A 20,253-nucleotide genomic window follows, 5' to 3' on the forward strand; every position below is an offset into this window, starting at 1 on the left:
TAGTGTGCTCTGTTAGCGCTCAAAATCAGCTTAGCGCTACAATTCGAAATCAGCAAAATCGTCTTCACTCACCGCAGAGTCAATTTGACCTACCAAGTAAGAACTAATTTCAGACTCTTGTGGCGCTACCTGAACGTTGTCAGAGTTAAGGTAGTTATTCATCCACGGCAGAGGGTTACTGCTGATATCAAATGGTGCATCTAGGCCAATAGCCGTCATACGTTGATTGGCAATATATTCAACGTAAGAACAAAGGATTTCTTTGTTAAGGCCAATCATAGAGCCATTCTGGAAAAGGTAATCAGCCCATTCTTTTTCTTGCTGAACGGCATTCATGAAGATAGCGCGAGCTTCTTCTTTGCAATCTTGTGCAATTTGCGCCATTTCAGGGTCGTCTTTGCTTCGTGCCCACAAGTTCAAAATGTGTTGGGTAGAAGACAAATGTAGGTTTTCATCACGGGCAATCAGGCGGATAATTTTAGAATTACCTTCCATCAACTTACGTTCCGCAAAGGCAAACGTACAGGCAAACGACACGTAGAAACGAATGGCTTCTAAAGCATTCACTGAGTTCATACACAAGAAAAGCTTCTTCTTTAACTCGTACATGTTGATGGTATGTGGCACGCCATCAACAGTGTGCACACCTTCACCTTGTGTTTGCCATAATTGAGTGGCAAAAATAAGGTCGTCGTAGTACTTCGAAATGTCGGCGGCACGGCGCTTAATTTCATCGTTAACCACAATGTCTTCAAAAATATCGCTAGGATCTGAAAACAAGTTACGCAAAATGTGCGTGTAAGAGCGAGAGTGGATGGTTTCAAAGAAAGACCATGTTTCCACCCAGGTCTCAAGCTCAGGCAATGAGATGATAGGTAGAAAGGCAATATTAGGGCTGCGGCCTTGAACCGAGTCTAATAGGGTTTGGTATTTCAAGTTTGAAATAAAGATGTGCTTTTCAGGGTCGGTTAATTTTTGAAAATCAACACGATCGCGAGATACATCTACTTCCTCAGGGCGCCAGAAAAAGCTAATTTGCTTTTCAATAAGCTTTTCGAAAATGGCATGCTTTTGTTGGTCGTAACGGGCTACATTCACCGGGTTACCGAAGAACATAGGTTCAACCAATGGGTTGGTACTTTGCTGATTAAACGTAGTATATTTCATGAGTGCCTAACTAAAAACTTAATGATAAACGCGTTTTATTATTTATGTTCTTGCTGCGATACCGATTTCGCAAAAGCGGGCGCGTGCTAAATTTTGCACGCACCGCCTGCACAATCATCGTCTTCTTCTATAACCACTTCTTCTTGACGAGGTAACGGCTCATTGGCTTTAACATCTAATGCTGAAGCGTCTGTCGCACCATCGCGTGTGTTGTGGTAGTACAGGGTTTTCACACCCAGCTTGTACGTTGTTAATAGGTCTTTCAGTAACAGCTTCATCGGAACCTTGTTACCGTCATAACGGCTAGGATCGTAGTTGGTATTAGCAGAGATAGTTTGGTCGATAAACTTCTGCATAATACCGACTAGCTGCAAGTAACCATCGTTAGAAGGAATATCCCACAACAATTCGTACTGATCTCTTAAGCGCTCGTACTCTGGTACTACTTGCTTAAGTACGCCGTCTTTACTTGATTTAATACTAATAAAGCCACGTGGCGGCTCAATACCGTTGGTTGCGTTTGAAATTTGAGAAGATGTCTCAGAAGGCATTAACGCAGACAAAGTAGAGTTACGTAAACCGTGAGTCTTGATTTCTTCACGAAGGGCATCCCAATCGTAATGAAGTGGCTCGTTACATACGCCATCAAGATCTTTCTTGTAGCTATCGATAGGCATGATGCCTTGCGAATAAGTCGTCTCGTTAAACTTAGGACACGCGCCTTTTTCTTTCGCTAAGTTGTTCGATGCTTTCAGTAGGTAATACTGCATAGCTTCAAACGTGCGGTGAACTAGGCCATTCGCGCTATGGTCTGAATACTTCACACCATGTTTAGCTAAGTAGTAAGCGAAGTTAATAACACCCACACCTAAGGTTCTGCGACCCATAGTGGCATTGTATGCCGCTGGTACTGGGTAGTCTTGGTAATCGAGTAGATTATCAAGTGCACGTACTGCTAGGTCTGATAATTCTTCAAATTCGTCTAGTGACTTAATGGCCCCTAAGTTGAAGGCAGATAGCGTACAAAGGGCAATTTCACCTTCTTCGTCGTTAACGTGCTGCAAAGGCTTAGTAGGCAATGCAATTTCAAGACAAAGGTTACTTTGACGTACAGGTGCCACTTCAGGGTTGAACGGGCTGTGCGTGTTACAGTGGTCAACGTTTTGAAGGTAAATACGACCTGTGCTTGCACGCTCTTGCATGAACAAGCTGAACAGCTCCATAGCTTTAATGCGCTTTTTACGAATGTTGTCGTCGTTTTCGTATTGCACATACAAACGCTCGAACTTTTCTTGATCGGCAAAGAACGCATCGTAAAGGCCAGGTACGTCAGATGGGCTAAATAATGAAATATAGTCATCTTTCATCATGCGTTGATACATGAGTTTGTTGAACTGTACGCCGTAGTCTAAGTGACGAACGCGGTTTTCTTCTACACCACGGTTGTTCTTAAGCACTAATAACGATTCAACTTCCATATGCCATAGTGGGTAGAACAAAGTAGCTGCGCCACCACGAACACCGCCTTGCGAACAGCTTTTAACGGCTGTTTGGAAGTACTTGTAGAAAGGAATACAACCTGTGTGGAAAGCTTCTCCACCACGAATAGGGCTACCTAGTGCGCGAATACGGCCAGCATTCACACCGATACCTGCTCGCTGGCTTACGTATTTAACGATAGCGCTAGCGGTAGCGTTAATTGAATCAAGGCTATCGCCAGTTTCAATGAGTACACACGAGCTAAATTGACGAGTAGGGGTACGTACGCCAGACATAATTGGCGTAGGTAGTGATAACTTAAACGTAGAAGCGGCATCGTAGAAACGACGAATGTAGCTCATACGGGTATCTTTCGGGTAGTTAGCGAACAGACACGCTGCTACCAAGATGTATAAGAACTGGGCACTTTCGTAAATTTCACCGGTTACACGGTTTTGAACCAGGTACTTACCTTCAAGCTGCTTAACGGCGGCGTAGCTGAAGTTCATGTCGCGCCAATGATCGATATAAGTATCCATCTCGGCAAATTCTTCAGCAGTATAATCTTCAATTAAATGCTTATCGTATTTGCCCATCTCAACCATATTAGTGACATGGTCAAACAGTGCAGGGGGCTCGAACTGACCGTAGGCTTTCTTGCGAAGGTGGAAAATAGCAAGGCGAGCTGCCAAGTATTGGTAATCAGGCGCGTCGGTAGAAATTAAGTCTGCAGCTGATTTGATAAGGGTTTCATGGATTTCGCTGGTATTGATACCGTCGAAAAACTGGATTTGAGCTTTAATTTCAACTTGTGAAACTGAGACGTTTTCAAGTCCTTTTGCAGCCCATGTCACCACCTTATGAATTTTTTCTAGGTCGATGGATTCTTGCTCACCATTTCGCTTGGTGACGGATAAACTATTATTCATGTTACTCTGGCCGTTGTCTGTTAGCGCGCGAGGCGTGGGTATATCACCCTGTTATAATGTGTATTCTTTTTAAGTTAGTTGTTTCGCTGCGAAGTAATACATCTGCGTAAGACCATTTGCGCGAAATACACAACTAACCACGACCAACCCTAAACTTATTAGCGCATAAGTTTGAGAGATGCCGCTGAATGCTTTTCTTTAATAGTATGTTTTGTCTGATCATCCGAATAAACGCAGTAAAAGGATCGTTGTCGATCTCAATAATCTCCAAAAAAATCGCTTTGGGATCCCGCGTTGGATTAAACACAAGATAGTGAGGTTTGCCTCACAATGCAACCCAATATCTGGTGCTTAAACGACCACTTAAACTGGCACGGATTTTAGGTTAGTAGTGACTAACTTTTTAGCTTTCTACAAGCCTTAAATATACTGATTGCAAGTACTATTCGAAAAAATGATCGAGGCTTAAAATAATTTAACTTAATATCGTACTTAACACCTAAACACGATATGTGGTGTTGAAATTATCATCAAGCCCCAATATGTAGTGCTAATTAATCTTGCGACACCGTATATAGTAGGTAGTTAACGTCTACATTGCGGTCAGAAAGATAAAAGCCCTGGGAAACAGGGTCCATATGTAAGCCGGTCATATCTCGTGGTAGCAAACCGGCATCATCTGTCATCTGCATAAGTTCAGAAGGTTTAATGAATCGAGAATGATCGTGAGTGCCTTTTGGCACCAGCTTTAATAAATACTCAGCCCCAACGATCCCCATCAAATAAGACTTTATATTTCGGTTTAATGTAGAGAAAAAAACATGGCCACCAGGCTTAACTAATTTAGCGCAAGCCCGCACTACCGAAGCAGGGTCGGGAACATGTTCAAGCATTTCCATACAAGTCACTACATCGAACTCGCCTGCGTGACTGTCTGCGAAGGATTCAGCGGTAACACAGTGGTAGTCAACATTGATGCCCGACTCTAAACCGTGAAGCTTGGCAATTTCTAAAGACGCACTTGCCATATCGAGCCCAACAACTTCAGCACCGGCTTTCGCCATAGACTCTGCCAATATGCCGCCACCACAACCAATATCCACCACTTTCTTGTTAAACAAGCCATTGCTGTGTTGGTTAATAAAATCTAAACGAAGTGGGTTAATTAAATGTAGGGGTTTGAACTCACTTTCAGGATCCCACCACCGTGAGGCTAACTCTGAAAACTTATCAATTTCCTGCTCATCAACGTTTGTCATTTATATTTTTTCCTTTCTGCGCCTGCTTATTGTTTTGCACTAATTTATAGCATCGATTTTTATATACCGATTTTGCAAAAGAACGCACATGACTGATGCCGCTCGACAGATAGAAGATATCTGCGATTAATTAAACACTGCCTATATAAGAGCAATAACATAACGCAAAACCAGCGTTAAGGCATCGTTTTTGGCACTTGAATGCAGTTTCGAGTGCCTGCTTGAACGAAAAATAATCGCTTGTTAACGAGTACGTAAGGAAGGGCAATTAAGCGCTACATAAATGTGTCATCAAGTGTTACACTCGAAGCAAGATTATGAGCCCATAATAACAATGCAAATCTATCGTTTGCTTCTCTATATTGTGTAGATTGAGCTAGATAGATAATGCAGAACAAACCGAAAAAAAGGGATTAAGCAGTTTATGTCTGATAACGCTAACGAAATCCTCCCCGTTAATATTGAGGAAGAGTTAAAGAACTCCTATCTCGATTACGCGATGAGCGTTATTGTCGGGCGAGCATTGCCTGACGTGAGAGATGGTTTGAAGCCTGTACACCGCCGTGTGCTGTTCGCAATGAACGAACTGAAAAACGACTTCAACAAACCATACAAGAAATCTGCCCGTGTGGTAGGTGATGTAATTGGTAAGTATCACCCACATGGTGATTCTGCGGTATACGATACTATTGTACGTATGGCCCAGCCATTCTCACTTCGCTATATGTTGGTAGACGGCCAAGGTAACTTTGGTTCGGTAGATGGCGATTCAGCCGCTGCGATGCGTTACACCGAAATACGTATGGCAAAAATTGCCCACGAACTTCTTGCCGACCTCGATAAAGAAACCGTCGACTTCGTACCTAACTACGATGGCACTGAACACATTCCAGAAGTGTTACCTACTAAGGTTCCTAACTTACTGGTAAACGGTTCTTCTGGTATCGCGGTAGGTATGGCAACTAACATTCCGCCACATAACTTAACTGAAGTTATCAACGGCTGTATTGCCCTTATTAAAGACCCATCAATTACGATTGATGACTTAATGCTTCATATCCCTGGTCCTGATTTCCCAACTGCCGCTATGATCAGTGGTCGTAAAGGTATTGATGACGCTTACCGTACCGGTCGCGGCAAAATATACATGCGCGCCAAAGCGGAAATTGAAACGGAAGATAACGGTAAAGAAACCATTATCATTAATGAAATTCCGTACCAGGTTAACAAAGCTCGCCTTATTGAAAAAATTGCTGAGCTAGTTAAAGAAAAACGTATCGAAGGTATTTCTGCACTACGTGACGAGTCTGATAAAGACGGTATGCGTATTGTTGTTGAAGTAAAACGTAACGAATCAGCAGAAGTACTGCTTAACCATTTATATGCCAATACGCAGTTACAAACGGTATTCGGTATTAACATGGTTGCGTTAGATAACGGCCAGCCTAAAGTCTTTAACTTAAAAGAGACCTTAGAAGCCTTTATTCTGCATCGCCGTGAAGTCGTTACCCGCAGAACGGTATTTGAACTACGTAAAGCTCGTGACCGTGCACACATCCTTGAAGGTTTAGCCATTGCGCTAGCCAACATCGACCCAATTATTGAGCTAATTAAAGCCTCACCTGGCCCTGCTGATGCGAAAAAAGCATTAGTCGCACAAGGGTGGGATTTAGGCGATGTTTCGCAAATGCTTGAACGTGCTGGTGATGATGCTGCACGCCCAGATTGGTTAATGCCTGAATTTGGTATTCGTGACGGACAATACTACCTTACCGAACAACAAGCACAAGCTATTCTAGACCTTCGCTTGCACAGACTAACTGGTCTTGAGCACGAAAAAATTCTTGAAGAATATAAACAGCTTCTAGACGTTATCGCTGAACTACTTCACATCCTTAATAGCCCAGAGCGATTAATGGAAGTGATTGAAGAAGAGCTTGAGAAAATTCGTGACGAATTTGGTGACGCGCGCCGTACTGAAATTACTGCTGCTAGTCACGATATTGATATTGAAGACTTAATCGAACAAGAAGACGTTGTAGTTACCTTGTCTCGTGAAGGCTATGTGAAGTATCAAAAACTTAATGATTATGAATCTCAGCGTCGTGGTGGCCGTGGTAAATCCGCTACCAAGATGAAGAATGAAGATTTCATTGAGAAGCTACTCGTTGCGAATACTCATGACCACATACTTTGCTTCTCAACCCGTGGCCGTTTGTACTGGTTGAAAGTGTATCAATTGCCGTTAGCGAGCCGTAACGCGCGTGGTCGTCCAATTGTGAACATTCTTCCTTTAGAAGATAACGAGCGTATTACTGCAATTCTACCTATCAAAGAATTTGAAGAAGGTAAGTTTGTATTAATGGCGACGGCTAACGGTACGGTGAAGAAAACCGATTTAAGCCTTTATTCACGCCCACGTTCAAGCGGTATCATTGCTGTTAACTTGAACGAAGGTGATGAACTAATTGGTGTTGACATTACCCATGGTGATGACGACATTATGTTGTTCTCAGACGCGGGTAAAGTGGTTCGCTTTAACGAAAAACTGCGTGAAAGCGAAACAGGTAACGTTAAATTAGATCCTGAAACTGGCGAAGAACTATTAGCACTACGTCCAATGGGTCGTACCGCTACCGGTGTTCGTGGTATCAGATTACAAGACGACCAACGCGTTGTGTCCCTAATTGTACCTCGTGGTGATGGTCCTATCCTTACTGCCACAGAGAACGGTTTTGGTAAACGTACACCGCTTGAAGATTACCCAGCGAAGAGCCGTGCTACACAAGGTGTAGTATCGATTAAGGTTTCTGAGCGTAATGGTAAAGTGGTTGGCGCGGTTCAAGTTGATGAAGCCAATGAAATCATGCTTATTTCTGACCAAGGTACTTTAGTACGTACCCGCGTTGGTGAAGTATCAGTGGTAGGTCGAAATACCCAAGGTGTTCGCTTAATCCGTACTGTTGAGAATGAACACGTTGTTGGCTTACAACGTATAGAAGAAGTAGTAGAAGAATTGCTAGAGTTAGATGAAGATGGCAATCCAATCGCTATAGAAGAACCTATTGAGCAAGAAGAAAACGCTGCACAAGACGGCGACAGCTCAACGACAGAAGAGTAGGGTATTGCCCGCTTAATTTAAAAGCGGGCAGTTATCGGTGTTCTTTATTACAAGCGGCTTAGGCCGCTTGTTATTTTATAGGTGTTGAAAAACGCAATGAAAGAGGTTTTCAATTTTAGCGCTGGCCCGGCAAAGTTGCCTGAAGCCGTAATGCAAAAAGCACAAGCTGAATTTACTAACTGGCGCGACTCAGGTTGCTCGGTAATGGAAGTCAGTCACCGCGGAAAAGATTTCATCGAGATAGCAGCCAAAGCTGAACAAGATTTGCGCGAATTACTCTCGGTTCCTAAAAATTATCATGTTCTTTTCACCCATGGCGGTGGACGTGGTCAATTTGCAGCGGTTCCCCTTAATTTATCGTCTGCTTCAGACACCAGTCTTCACTTAGTCAGTGGGTCTTGGTCTGATGGTGCGGTGAGTGAAGCTGCGAAATACAATAATGCTGTAGTGGTAGGCGAGCTTTCTAAAAAAGAGGGTTTGCATTACATGCCGCAACCCTCACTGGCCAATGTAGATCAATCTGCAGCGTATTATCATTTCTGCCCGAATGAAACCGTTGACGGTATCGCCTACGATTGGTTACCAGAGTCTGGCGATGTACCGCTGGTTTCTGATATGTCTTCTACTATTTTGTCTCAGCCTGTTGATGTTGCTAAACACGGTCTTATTTACGCCGGTGCGCAGAAAAATATAGGCCCAAGTGGTTTGTCGGTAGTGATTGTTCGTGAAGACTTAGTGGGCAAAGCCCGCAAAGAAACACCGTCAATTTTCGACTACGCATTAGCCGCTAAAGCTGATTCTATGTATAACACGCCGCCCACGTTCTCGTGGTATTTGGCGGGGTTAGTGTTTGAGTGGCTCAAAGAGATGGGCGGCGTTGATGCTATGGCAAAACGCAACAGCGAAAAAGCATCATTGTTGTATTCTGCAATCGACACTTCTGATTTTTATGGTAGCCAAGTACACCCAGACAATCGTTCTAAAATGAATGTGCCGTTTCAGTTGGCTAACCCAGAATTAGATGCACTATTTTTAAGCCAAGCACAAGATGCTGGTTTAATGGCATTAAAAGGTCATCGCTCTGTAGGCGGAATGCGTGCCAGCATTTATAACGCTATGCCCGTTGAAGGGGTGATGGCGTTAGTAGAATTTATGCGTGAATTTGAACGAGTAAACGGGTAGTCATGGAACAGTTAACATTAGAACCTATTAGCAAAGTATCAGGGGAAGTAAACGTTCCTGGGTCTAAAAGCCTGTCGAACCGAGCATTACTGCTTGCTGCATTAGCTGAAGGCGAAACCGAACTAACAAACTTGCTTGATAGTGAAGATATTGAGCATATGCTAAATGCGCTAACCAAACTTGGCGTTACTTATTCACTTAGTGAAGATAAAACTCGCTGTAAAGTAGTGGGTAACGGCGGGGCGTTTTCAGTTGCCGAGCCATTAGAACTTTTCTTAGGTAATGCAGGTACGGCAATGCGCCCACTATGCGCTGCACTCGCTGCCAGTAAGGTACAAGTCGTACTTACCGGTGAGCCGCGCATGGAAGAGCGCCCTATAGGCGATTTGGTTGATGCATTACGCATGGGTAACGCGGAAATTGAATACCTTAAAAACGACGGTTTTCCTCCGCTACAAATTAAGGGTAAGACGTTATCCGGCGGTGAAATGGAAGTAGACGGTAGTGTGTCGAGTCAATTTTTGACTGCACTATTAATGTCTGCACCGTTGTTTACTGGTGACGTGACCATTCGTATTAAAGGCGAATTAGTGTCAAAACCGTATATCGATATTACCCTAGATACCATGGCGAAGTTTGGTGTTGAAGTGAACAATGATAACTATCAAACATTCACCATTAGTGCAGGGCAATCATATCGTTCGCCAGGTAAATTTATGGTGGAAGGTGATGCATCATCGGCTTCTTACTTCCTTGCAGCCGGCGCCATTAAAGGCGGAACGGTACGCGTAACCGGAATTGGTAAAAATAGCATCCAAGGTGATATTCGCTTTGCCGATGTGCTTGAAGCCATGGGCGCTAAAATCACTTGGCATGATGAATATGTGGAAGTAACAGGGGCTCCACTTAAGGGTGTAGACATGGATATGAACCATATTCCTGATGCCGCAATGACCATTGCCACTACTGCGCTTTTTGCACAAGGGCCAACCAGTATTACTAACATCTACAACTGGCGAGTAAAAGAGACTGACCGTTTAAACGCCATGGCCACTGAGCTTAGAAAGTTGGGTGCAGAAGTAGAAGAAGGGCATGACTATATTAAAGTATGGCCAACGGATACGTTAAAGCATGCTGCCATTGATACCTATAACGATCATCGCATTGCCATGTGCTTTTCGTTAGTGGCTCTCAGTGATACGCCGGTAACCATTAACGACCCAGGCTGTACCCGCAAAACCTTCCCTGATTACTTCACACGGTTTGCCACACTCTATTCTTAGTCTGAAAAAAGACCTTATTTCGTTCATAGCGTATTATTTTTAAAACGAAATTTAGCCTTATGTACAATGCCATCAACGCTCGATGGCATTGCTTATCTCTACTTAACGCGTATAATTGCGCGCGATTTTTACGTATTTTATAAATTCTGGAGCAGGTATGCATTCTACACCCGTAGTCACGGTTGACGGTCCCAGCGGTGCAGGTAAGGGAACGTTAAGTAGCTTACTCGCAAAGAAGCTTGGATGGCACTTTTTAGATAGCGGCGCGATTTATCGTGTTCTGGCTGTCGCAGCTCTACACCACGACTTACCGTGCGACGATGAAGAATGTGTTGTTCCGTTAGCAACGGGTCTTGATGTAAGTTTTGAAACTGACAAAGACACCACACGTGTCATTTTGGAAGGTGAAGACGTAACTGACGACATTCGTACTGAAGAAGTGGGTAGTGTTGCATCGAAGGTTGCCGCGTTACCTCGCGTTCGTGAAGCTTTGCTTCGACGTCAACGTGCTTTTCAACAAGATCCTGGCCTTGTCGCCGACGGTCGAGACATGGGTACAGTGGTTTTCCCCGACGCAAAAGTGAAGATATTTCTTACCGCTAGCGCCGAAGCCCGTGCTGAACGTCGCTATAGCCAGTTGAAAGCTAAAGGTATGGATGTTAATATTGCGCGCCTTTTAACCGATATCAAGGCCAGAGATGAGCGAGATACACAACGTTCAGTGGCGCCATTGGTACCGGCTCAAGATGCGGTAATTATAGACTCAACGGACTTGGATATAGACCAAGTCTTTGAAAAAGCGATGGATATCATCAATTCGCGCCTTTAAGTAAGGTGAGTTTTTAAGATATTCAAAGCAGTGCTACCACAGGGAGTGGCGGCTTTTACTAATAACCCCACGTTATCCGGATTTGAAGCGTGGATATCAACTTAAAGTTAATTTAAACCTTATGACTGAAAATTTTGCACAACTTTTTGAAGAAAGCTTACAAGAACTAGAAACACGTCCAGGTTCAATTGTAAAAGGTACTGTAGTTTCTATCGACAAAGACATCGTTCTTGTTGATGCAGGCTTGAAATCAGAAAGTGCTATCCCAGCTGACCAATTTAAAAACGCTGAAGGCGAGCTTGAAATCGCTATCGGTGACGAAGTAGATGTAGCTCTAGACGCAGTAGAAGATGGTTTCGGTGAAACAATCCTTTCTCGCGAAAAAGCGAAGCGTCACGAAGCGTGGGTTGAGCTGGAAAAAGCTTACGATGATAAAGTTACCATTAAAGGTATTATCAACGGTAAAGTTAAAGGCGGTTTCACTGTTGAAGTTAACACAGTGCGCGCTTTCCTTCCTGGTTCATTGGTTGATGTACGTCCAGTACGTGACACAACTCACCTTGAAGGCAAAGAGCTAGAATTTAAAGTTATCAAACTTGACGCTAAGCGTAACAACGTTGTTGTTTCACGTCGTGCCGTTATTGAAGCAGAAAGCAGCGCAGAGCGCGAATCTCTTCTTGCTAACCTTGAAGAAGGCCACGAAATCAAAGGTATCGTTAAGAACCTTACTGATTACGGAGCATTCGTTGACCTTGGTGGCGTAGACGGTCTACTACACATTACCGATATGGCTTGGAAGCGCGTTAAGCACCCAAGTGAAATCGTAAATGTTGGTGACGAAATCAACGTTAAAGTACTTAAGTTCGATAAAGAGAAGCAACGTGTTTCTCTTGGCATGAAGCAAATGGGCAACGATCCATGGCAAGAAATTGCTTCACGTTACCCAGAAGGTACTAAGATCTCTGGTCAGGTTACGAATCTTACCGATTACGGCTGCTTCGTTGAAATCGAAGACGGCGTTGAAGGTCTTGTACACGTTTCTGAAATGGATTGGACTAACAAGAACATCCACCCATCTAAGGTTGTTAACCTAGGTGACACAGTTGACGTTATGGTTCTTGAAATCGACGAAGAACGTCGTCGTATTTCTCTAGGCCTTAAACAGTGCATCGACAACCCTTGGGAAACTTTCGCTAAGTCACACGAAAAAGGTGACAAAGTGTCTGGTAAGATCAAGTCAATCACTGACTTCGGTATCTTCATCGGCCTTGACGGCGGCATCGACGGTCTAGTTCACCTTTCTGACATTAGCTGGAACAAGTCTGGTGAAGACGCTGTTCGTGACTATAAGAAAGGCGACGAAATCTCAGCTGTTGTTCTTCAAGTTGACCCTGAGCGTGAGCGTATCTCTCTTGGCGTTAAGCAAATCGAAGAAGACCCTTTCAACAAGTATCTGACAGATAACAAGAAAGGTGCTATCGTTGTAGGTACGGTTACTGAAGTTGACGCTAAAGGCGTTACAGTTAACCTTTCTGAAGAAGTTGATGGCTACATTCGCGTTGCAGATTTATCTGTTGACCGTATTGAAGACGCAACTGAAGCTGCTAACGTTGGCGACAGCATCGAAGCGAAATTTATGGGCGTTGACCGTAAAAACCGCACCGTTAACCTATCTGTGAAAGCAAAAGATCAGGCTGACGAAAAAGAAGCTATCGACAAGGTTAATCAGCAAGAAGATGCTGGTTTTGCTAGCGCAATGGCAGAAGCATTTAAAGCTGCTAAAGGCGAATAATAAGCTATATGTGGGAGTGTCTTGCACTCCCTTGTTCGCAGTAGCTGTTTAACGATAATATTGAAACGAGGTTGGTATGACCAAGTCTGAATTAATTGAACGGCTCGCGGATCAAGCGCGTCAAATTCCTGCGAAAGATCTTGAACTGGCAATTAAAGAACTTCTCGAACAGATGGCCCAGACCCTTCAAAAAGGTGACAGGATTGAAATTCGAGGCTTCGGCAGTTTTTCATTACATTACCGCGCTCCGCGCGTGGGACGTAACCCAAAAACTGGCGAAACAGTAGAGTTAGATGGAAAATATGTCCCTCACTTTAAGCCAGGAAAAGAGCTTCGAGAAAGAGTAGACGCCTCCATAGCTTAAATAAAAAAAACCGCACATGTTGCGGTTTTTTTATATCTATTGAAAAAAAATTTGGTATATTCGTTACTTAAGTTTAAATTTATATCTGGATGCAGGTTTTATTTTCAAATCTGAATAGATTGTAGTTAATTAAATACGGTGCATGGTGTACCAATGTCGGCCGGCGAAGAACAACAAATCATAAAGCAGTATCAGCCGCTTATTCGTGCCTTAATTCCTTATGAGCAAGATAATCGCTTATTGGAAGGTATTAATAAATTTTCAAAGCGGCTCCCAGGCAATATCCGCAAAATCATTAAAGAGGAAGTCGTTAGGCTTACGTCTTTAACTGATGCATCTGCGGACAATTCTGCGTTCGCAAAATTCCCTGTCATGAAGTTCAAACATTTTGGCATCCCCATGCGTTTAGACAAAGTGGGCGCTAAAATCCTTCAAAATGAAACTGCCTTATATCAAGAACGATATACCGTAGGTGTGTTTGAATCGGTGATGAACTCCGATTTTTATCAAACACAAATTAAGCGCGATCAATTTAAAAAAATTGTTGAAGCATTTAATGTAGAAAGCCAGTCATTTACTGATATAGATTTTGGTGATGACATTGCTGTAAGACCCAACTTCACCGTGTCTTCCGTAGATTTTGAAAAGGGCAGGCACTGTACGGTTAGCTCCCTTTCTTTTACAGGTATTGCTGTAGAAACAAAACGACCGCCTAATGCGACCACTGGTGATATTGTTACCTTCGTTATACCAGAAGTGATGGGCTTAACCACCGAGCCGACTGAAATTACCTATGAGCTGGATGCGATAAAGTACAATAAACACCTTGGTAAGTATGAATCGTTTTTCATTATGTCTTCAGAAACAGATCTGACGTTACTGAATAGTTTAAAGCGGTACATTAAAGGCACGTCGTATAAACAGCCTTTGCAGCGAGACTTAGAAATTGAAAGGGCAATGCAAGACCTCGAACGAGATCGTATTTTAGAAAATAGCCCGTGGTTGCCAGTATTTCTTTCTGCCCATCAAAAATCCCTTAAGCCAATTATTGCGCTATTTACTAAAGCGAATGTGGATAATAACAATTCAGAAAAATTACTGGCAAGTCTGCAAAACAAAGCGCATTTTGAAAATCTGGTTCAAGAATTAAAAAAGTACAATGAAGCTTTTGTCTTTCATGGCATCATTAAAACTAAAAATGGTGCAATTACCATCACTGCAACCCATCGCCAACTTGTAGAACTTGGTCAGCTCAATGCTATCGTTTATCTACTGGTTAAAAGTGGGGAGTTTACTTGTACGCAGTGCCGCTTAGAAGATGTAAGCCGTGAAGACAAAGTAAAAGCATTCGCTATTCATGATATCCCTAGCAAAGAGTTTGAGCATCTTGCTGCGTTAAGCCACGTAATGTACTGCCGCGATATCTCTATGTACCTTACTAATTTAACCCTAAGCGAAAAGTGTGATTTTAAACCCTTATCGAAAACGCTGCGGGCTTCGGGCGACAACTGGTCCATTGATTTTGTGATGGAAGATGATCTTGATAGGCGTTCTGAGACCCGGTATATCATCGATAAAGTCGCCATGATAAAAGTAGGGCTGTTATCTTCAATTAATGTACGTGTTGCCGATTTATCTGCCAGTGGTATGAAGATAATGGTTGCACCAGGCACTGAACTGCAAAATGAAGTGCGGGTATCGGTACCAGACCTTAAAATTAAAAACGAGAAATATAAGGTTGTTCACTATGACGCTTCGTCAGGCGTTGTACGCCTATGCTTAGAAGATGTAAAAAAATCTAAAGCTGGGGCAAGTGTTGATGCCATGGTTGAGGAAAATTCCGCGTATTTCAAAATTAGAGATATAGCGCGTATTCAACGCTCAACCCATCGATTTATTTGGGAGCTAGCAGTACGTCATATGCCTTCGCTCGCTGTACTTTGCGTAATGAACAGGCATATTCTGGATAGACTTAAAACCGTTTATCAAAGCGATTCATCTGACGATTTATACCCATTTTCACGTACCGCCAACATTATTCCATTACATGGTTTTTTTGCCGATAAAGCGGTGGCTAAGCCTAAATCTATGATGCTTGATGCCATGTTTAAAGGCGATGTTGAAAACAATCTTGTGGTGCATTGTGTACGTAAAAGCGACAATCGCTTGGTATACATAAAAGAAAGCGATTTTCTTTATTCTAAATTACGCACACAAATTCAAAATCAGCTAGAAGAAGATAAAGTGCAAGTGAGTGCCACTAATGTAACGGCTATACGCTGTTATGGCGCCACTACACCGCTGACAAAGAAGCGCTTAGCACAGCTGTCTAAACTTGATAAGGCAATGTACGATAAATTAGAAACCATGCAAGCTGGCTATACACACTGTATTTTTGTGACTAATATGTCTGCATTGCATCACGACTTGGTTATGGCCAAATTAATTGCAAAGCAAGAGCGCCCTTTATCAGAAGATGAAGCCACCGCCTAACGCTAAGTAAGCACAACTAAAACCTTGGGTTTTGGTGTTATCTCTTGCTGCATTTTGCTATTCTTTATTAATTACGTACAAGAAGGGTTTGGTCTTGAAAGGGATCCTCACAATACTCGCCATTTTGGTATTACTGACATTTGCGTTTGTCATTGGCACACAAAACGAAGCCTATATCACCGTTAACTATCTTATTGCTCAAGCTAACATACGGGTTTCCACCCTTATTGCTATTGCGCTTTCTTTGGGTGTGTTAGTAGGGATACTTATTATGTCAGCAAGCTGGTTGCGTTTACGCGTACAGTTGTTGTCGGCGAATTCAAAAATCAATAGCCTGAAAAAAGAACACTAATATGCTCGAACTGCTGTTTTTACTTTTGCCTGTTGCAGCAGGTTACGGTTGGATAATGGGCCGTAACAGTGTTCGTCAAGCGCAACGTAAACAGTCTAGTATTCTTTCTAAACATTATTATAAAGGCTTAAACTTCCTCCTTTCCGATCAACCAGACAAAGCGGTCGACACCTTAATCAAAATGATTAATGTGAACAGCGATACGGTTGAAACTCACATTGCGATGGGTAGTTTTTTTCGCCACCGCGGCGAAATAGACAGAGCCATAAAGGTTCACCAAAACCTAGTAAGCCGAGACGAGCTTCAACCTACTCAACGTGAAAGTGCGTTAAAAGAGCTTGGTCATGATTACACTCACGCCGGTTTTTTAGAACGGGCTGAAAACGCCTTTCTTCAACTACTCAATAGTGATAAGCACTATTTGGTTGCGCAAACACAGTTATTTAGTATTTACCAAACCACCAAAGAATGGGACAGAGCCATTGAACTTGCTGAGCGCATGGTGGAATGTCATGGCGACAACGATGATGTGTGTGAACGTTTAGCGCATTTTTATTGTGAACATGCCGTAGCGAAGCTAAAAGACGATGATCAGGGCTCTGCGTTGTCCTTGCTTCAAAAGGCCGTTAACGCCGATGAGCATGCCGTAAGACCTTGGTTAATGCTTGGGCAGCTTGCACTTCAACAACAACGTTACAGCGACGCACGGGCGTATTTTGTGCAAGTGGCAGAGCGTGACATTAATTGGTTCAGTGAAGCGGTACCTAGTTTAGAAAAAATTGCGGAAGAAACCGGAGATTGGGATAATTTCGCCGAGAGCTTAGAAGCCCATTGGCAAGAATGTGCAACCTCGTACCTTGCTATGGTTGATGTATTGTTGAAAAAAGGCGATACCACGCAAGCGGCGGATTATCTATTAGAACAACTACGTAAACGCCCAACCATGCGTGGTTTCAAAACCTTAATGGGTTTGTATATCGACCAATTAGACGATAAAACCTCAGCAGAGAGCTTACGTATATTAAAAGAATTAGTAGAAAAGCAAATGTTGCAACGCCCTAAATACCGCTGCCATAGCTGCGGGTTTTCGGGGCGTAAACTCTACTGGCTATGTCCTTCATGTAAAAAATGGGGCGTAGTAAAACCGATAAAAGGGCTAGACGGAGAATAACTTTACCATGCAAGAACCTCGCGTTATTGTTGCACTCGACTATGACAACCAAGAACAAGCACTTTCGTTTGTTGACCAATTAGATCCCAGCCTGTGTAAAGTTAAAGTGGGCAAAGAAATGTTCACCTTATTTGGCCCTGAGTTTGTAAAATCTTTAGTGGCGAAAGGCTTTGACGTTTTTCTTGATTTGAAATTTCACGATATCCCCAACACAGTGGGTAAAGCATGCAAAGCAGCCGCTGAACTTGGCGTGTGGATGGTAAACGTGCACGCCAGCGGTGGACTTCCAATGATGCAGGCTGCCAAAGAAGGCATTGCGCAAAGTAGCCGTCCTGAAACCAAATTAATTGCGGTTACTGTACTCACCAGCATGGATCAATCGCAGCTAAGCGGCGTGATTGATAATGTAACACCCGAGCAACAAGTGTTGCGCCTAGCGTCGTTAACTGCCCAAGCGGGCTTAGATGGTGTAGTGTGTTCTGCTAAAGAAGCCGCGATGCTACGTAATGAAATTGGCGACGACTTTTTGTTGGTGACTCCGGGTATTCGCCCTAAGGGGAGTGATGCGGGCGATCAAAAGCGTGTAATGACGCCATCAGAAGCAATCGACAGTGGGGTAAGTTATTTAGTAATGGGACGACCTATTACGCAAGCTAGCGACCCTATGGATGTATTGAAGCAGGTAAACGCCTCTATTAGCTAGTTGCCGACTAGCTAACTTTAAACAAAAAATAACAAAAGAATACACACAAAAAAACGCCCAGTAGTGTCGCATTCAATATGCTAACCACTTACTGGGCGTTTTTATTTACTAGTACTTATATAAGTACCAGTAAGCCAAACATTTACTTATGCGCGCTTACGCGTTAAGTGCTTCTTGTGCAGGTGTGTAAGTTAAACCTAACTTTTCACCTAATGCATCAACGACTGCTTTATAGGTTACTTTGCCTTCATGAACGTTAAGACCGTTCAATAAATGCTTATCTTCAAGCATAGCTTTAGCAGGGCCTTTATTAGCCAATGCTAAACCAAACGGTAGCGTCGCATTGTTAAGGGCCATCGTTGAAGTACGTGCAACTCCACCTGGCATATTCGCAACACAGTAATGCACAACGTCTTCAATGATGTATACAGGGTCTTGGTGTGTAGTGGCTTTAGAAGTTTCAAAACAACCACCTTGGTCAATAGCAACGTCTACCAATACAGAGCCTGGCTTCATGGCCGCAATTTGTTCGCGGTTAAGCAGCTTAGGTGCTGCAGCGCCAGGAATTAGTACAGCGCCAACAACAAGATCAGCTTTTGAAGAATAATGCTCTATAGCATCAACCGTTGAGTAAACCGTTTTAACTTGGCCGTTAAAAATGTCATCTAACTGACGAAGGCGAGGAAGTGAACGATCTAGAATAGTGACGTCAGCGCCTAGGCCTAAAGCCATTTTAGCTGCTTGCGTACCTACAACACCGCCACCAATAATAAGCACTTTACCCGGAGCTACGCCAGGAACGCCGCCCAATAGCGTACCGCTGCCGCCGTGTGCTTTTTCTAAATAATGTGCACCGGCTTGAACTGACATGCGGCCAGCCACTTCGCTCATTGGCGCTAATAATGGCAAACCACCACGGTCGTCGGTTACGGTTTCGTATGCGATGCAGGTTGCGCCAGAAGCAATAAGAAGCTCTGTTTGCGTAGGATCAGGTGCCAAATGAAGGTAAGTGTAAAGGGTCTGGCCTTTACGAAGCATTTTACATTCATTCGTTTGAGGCTCTTTCACTTTAATAATCATTTCTGCTTCAGCAAAAACTTGCTCAGCAGTTGATGCGATAGAAGCACCAGCTTCAGCGTACATTTCATCGGTAAAACCAATTGCATCACCGGCTAGCGTCTCAACTAACACTGAATGACCATGACTGGTAAACTCTTTTACTGCCGCAGGCGTTAAGCCAACGCGATATTCATGGTTCTTAATTTCTTTTGGTACACCGATTAACATAACTTTTCCTCTAATTGATTAGCCTAGTGGCTCACTTGCCGATTATTATTTGATTCAGTATACGTGAGATAAAAACGAACTATGTGCTGAAAAAATATCAGTTGCAGCATATAATCTGGCATAGCGTGATTAAGTCGGAATAAAATATGCTGGTAAAAACTCCAAAACACCTTGACCGAATAGACAGGAATATACTGATTTCGCTACAAAAAAACGGGCGAATATCAAACGTGGAATTGGCGAAAGACGTGGGCTTGAGCCCTAGTCCTTGTTTAGAGCGAGTTAAGCGGTTAGAGAGCCAAGGCTATATAAAAGGCTACCATGCCGTGGTTGATCCAGAAAAGCTGGGTGCGGCCATGCTCGTTTTTGTAGAAATAACGTTAACGAAGACGTCAGTAGATATCTTCGCAGAATTTTCTGCGGCAGTTAGGCTCCATGACGATATTCAAGAATGCCATCTTGTCTCTGGGGATTTTGATTTCTTGCTAAAAGCACGGGTTGCAGACATGTCGAGTTACCGTAGATTATTGGGCGACACCTTACTGCGCCTTCCAGGTGTGAGTGAGTCACGAACCTATGTAGTCATGGAAGAAGTGAAAAGTACAACATCACTTCGGATTAATTTGAAGTAATGAAAGCATGGCTCAATTATGGGCATTTGTGATAGGCTGTGCAAAAACACAGTGGTTATTGTTAGTGTAAATTTGACTCGCAATAGTGGGTGTACGTAAACCGATTTGTAATACACCTTATTAATAAATTACTTATTGAAAACATTACGATAATATTGGCACTGCATTTGTATTCTTCTTTATCGATAGAATTATCACAACATCGAAACA

General features: G+C 43.1%; 15 protein-coding genes. 11 read left to right on the forward strand and 4 right to left on the reverse strand.

Annotation, left to right across the window (positions count from 1 at the left end):
* Nucleotides 1-36 precede the first annotated feature (36 nt).
* The 3 genes from nrdB to ubiG all read right to left on the reverse strand — a co-directional run bounded on the left by nrdB (nucleotide 37) and on the right by ubiG (nucleotide 4,834).
* The gene (gene nrdB, locus KYS23_RS07135) at nucleotides 37-1,167 is read right to left on the reverse strand and encodes a class Ia ribonucleoside-diphosphate reductase subunit beta (RefSeq protein ID WP_126873193.1); all 1,131 of its coding nucleotides are present in this window, start codon (nucleotides 1,165-1,167) and stop codon (nucleotides 37-39) included.
* Between the two features lie 86 nt (nucleotides 1,168-1,253).
* Complete coding sequence (gene nrdA, locus KYS23_RS07140; RefSeq protein WP_159530456.1) at nucleotides 1,254-3,575, reverse strand: class 1a ribonucleoside-diphosphate reductase subunit alpha; 2,322 nt, start codon at nucleotides 3,573-3,575, stop codon at nucleotides 1,254-1,256.
* A 554-nt stretch (nucleotides 3,576-4,129) separates the two neighbouring features.
* Nucleotides 4,130-4,834, reverse strand: coding sequence for a bifunctional 2-polyprenyl-6-hydroxyphenol methylase/3-demethylubiquinol 3-O-methyltransferase UbiG (ubiG, locus tag KYS23_RS07145; protein ID WP_159530454.1), 705 nt, complete (start codon nucleotides 4,832-4,834; stop codon nucleotides 4,130-4,132).
* A gap of 424 nt (nucleotides 4,835-5,258) precedes the next feature.
* Between ubiG and gyrA the strand changes: the two genes are divergently transcribed.
* The 10 genes from gyrA (at nucleotide 5,259) to pyrF (ending at nucleotide 18,124) form a co-directional block, all read left to right on the forward strand.
* Complete coding sequence (gene gyrA / locus KYS23_RS07150) at nucleotides 5,259-7,955, forward strand: DNA topoisomerase (ATP-hydrolyzing) subunit A (protein ID WP_218418303.1); 2,697 nt, start codon at nucleotides 5,259-5,261, stop codon at nucleotides 7,953-7,955.
* Nucleotides 7,956-8,051: 96 nt separating this feature from the next.
* Entirely contained in the window at nucleotides 8,052-9,137 is a 1,086-nt protein-coding gene (serC, locus tag KYS23_RS07155) for a 3-phosphoserine/phosphohydroxythreonine transaminase (protein WP_218398043.1), read from the forward strand.
* 2 nt (nucleotides 9,138-9,139) lie between these two features.
* Nucleotides 9,140-10,420, forward strand: coding sequence for a 3-phosphoshikimate 1-carboxyvinyltransferase (gene aroA / locus KYS23_RS07160; RefSeq protein ID WP_159530450.1), 1,281 nt, complete (start codon nucleotides 9,140-9,142; stop codon nucleotides 10,418-10,420).
* A gap of 157 nt (nucleotides 10,421-10,577) precedes the next feature.
* Nucleotides 10,578-11,249: a (d)CMP kinase gene (gene cmk / locus KYS23_RS07165; protein ID WP_013784169.1), complete on the forward strand. Its 672-nt coding sequence runs from the start codon at nucleotides 10,578-10,580 to the stop codon at nucleotides 11,247-11,249.
* Between the two features lie 121 nt (nucleotides 11,250-11,370).
* Nucleotides 11,371-13,041: a 30S ribosomal protein S1 gene (gene rpsA, locus KYS23_RS07170; RefSeq protein WP_013784168.1), complete on the forward strand. Its 1,671-nt coding sequence runs from the start codon at nucleotides 11,371-11,373 to the stop codon at nucleotides 13,039-13,041.
* A 76-nt stretch (nucleotides 13,042-13,117) separates the two neighbouring features.
* Complete coding sequence (gene ihfB, locus KYS23_RS07175; RefSeq protein ID WP_013784167.1) at nucleotides 13,118-13,405, forward strand: integration host factor subunit beta; 288 nt, start codon at nucleotides 13,118-13,120, stop codon at nucleotides 13,403-13,405.
* A 153-nt stretch (nucleotides 13,406-13,558) separates the two neighbouring features.
* The gene (locus KYS23_RS07180; RefSeq protein ID WP_218418304.1) at nucleotides 13,559-15,898 is read left to right on the forward strand and encodes a PilZ domain-containing protein; all 2,340 of its coding nucleotides are present in this window, start codon (nucleotides 13,559-13,561) and stop codon (nucleotides 15,896-15,898) included.
* 94 nt (nucleotides 15,899-15,992) lie between these two features.
* Nucleotides 15,993-16,250 (forward strand): LapA family protein, encoded by a 258-nt coding sequence (locus KYS23_RS07185; RefSeq protein ID WP_218418305.1) that lies wholly within the window; start codon nucleotides 15,993-15,995, stop codon nucleotides 16,248-16,250.
* Between the two features lies 1 nt (nucleotide 16,251).
* A complete protein-coding gene (gene lapB / locus KYS23_RS07190; protein WP_057791946.1) occupies nucleotides 16,252-17,421 on the forward strand; it encodes a lipopolysaccharide assembly protein LapB in 1,170 nt (389 codons plus the stop codon).
* Between the two features lie 7 nt (nucleotides 17,422-17,428).
* Nucleotides 17,429-18,124, forward strand: a complete 696-nt coding sequence (gene pyrF / locus KYS23_RS07195; protein WP_159530442.1) for an orotidine-5'-phosphate decarboxylase — start codon at nucleotides 17,429-17,431, stop codon at nucleotides 18,122-18,124.
* Between the two features lie 156 nt (nucleotides 18,125-18,280).
* Here the strand turns inward: pyrF and ald are convergent, their stop codons facing one another.
* Nucleotides 18,281-19,411: an alanine dehydrogenase gene (gene ald / locus KYS23_RS07200; protein ID WP_218418306.1), complete on the reverse strand. Its 1,131-nt coding sequence runs from the start codon at nucleotides 19,409-19,411 to the stop codon at nucleotides 18,281-18,283.
* Between the two features lie 146 nt (nucleotides 19,412-19,557).
* Between ald and lrp the strand changes: the two genes are divergently transcribed.
* On the forward strand, nucleotides 19,558-20,043 hold the full coding sequence (gene lrp, locus KYS23_RS07205) for a leucine-responsive transcriptional regulator Lrp (RefSeq protein WP_013784161.1): 486 nt from the start codon (nucleotides 19,558-19,560) through the stop codon (nucleotides 20,041-20,043).
* Nucleotides 20,044-20,253: the final 210 nt, after the last annotated feature.

The sequence above is a fragment of the Alteromonas lipotrueae genome, from assembly GCF_019249255.1.
Classification (GTDB): Bacteria; Pseudomonadota; Gammaproteobacteria; order Enterobacterales; family Alteromonadaceae; genus Alteromonas; species Alteromonas lipotrueae.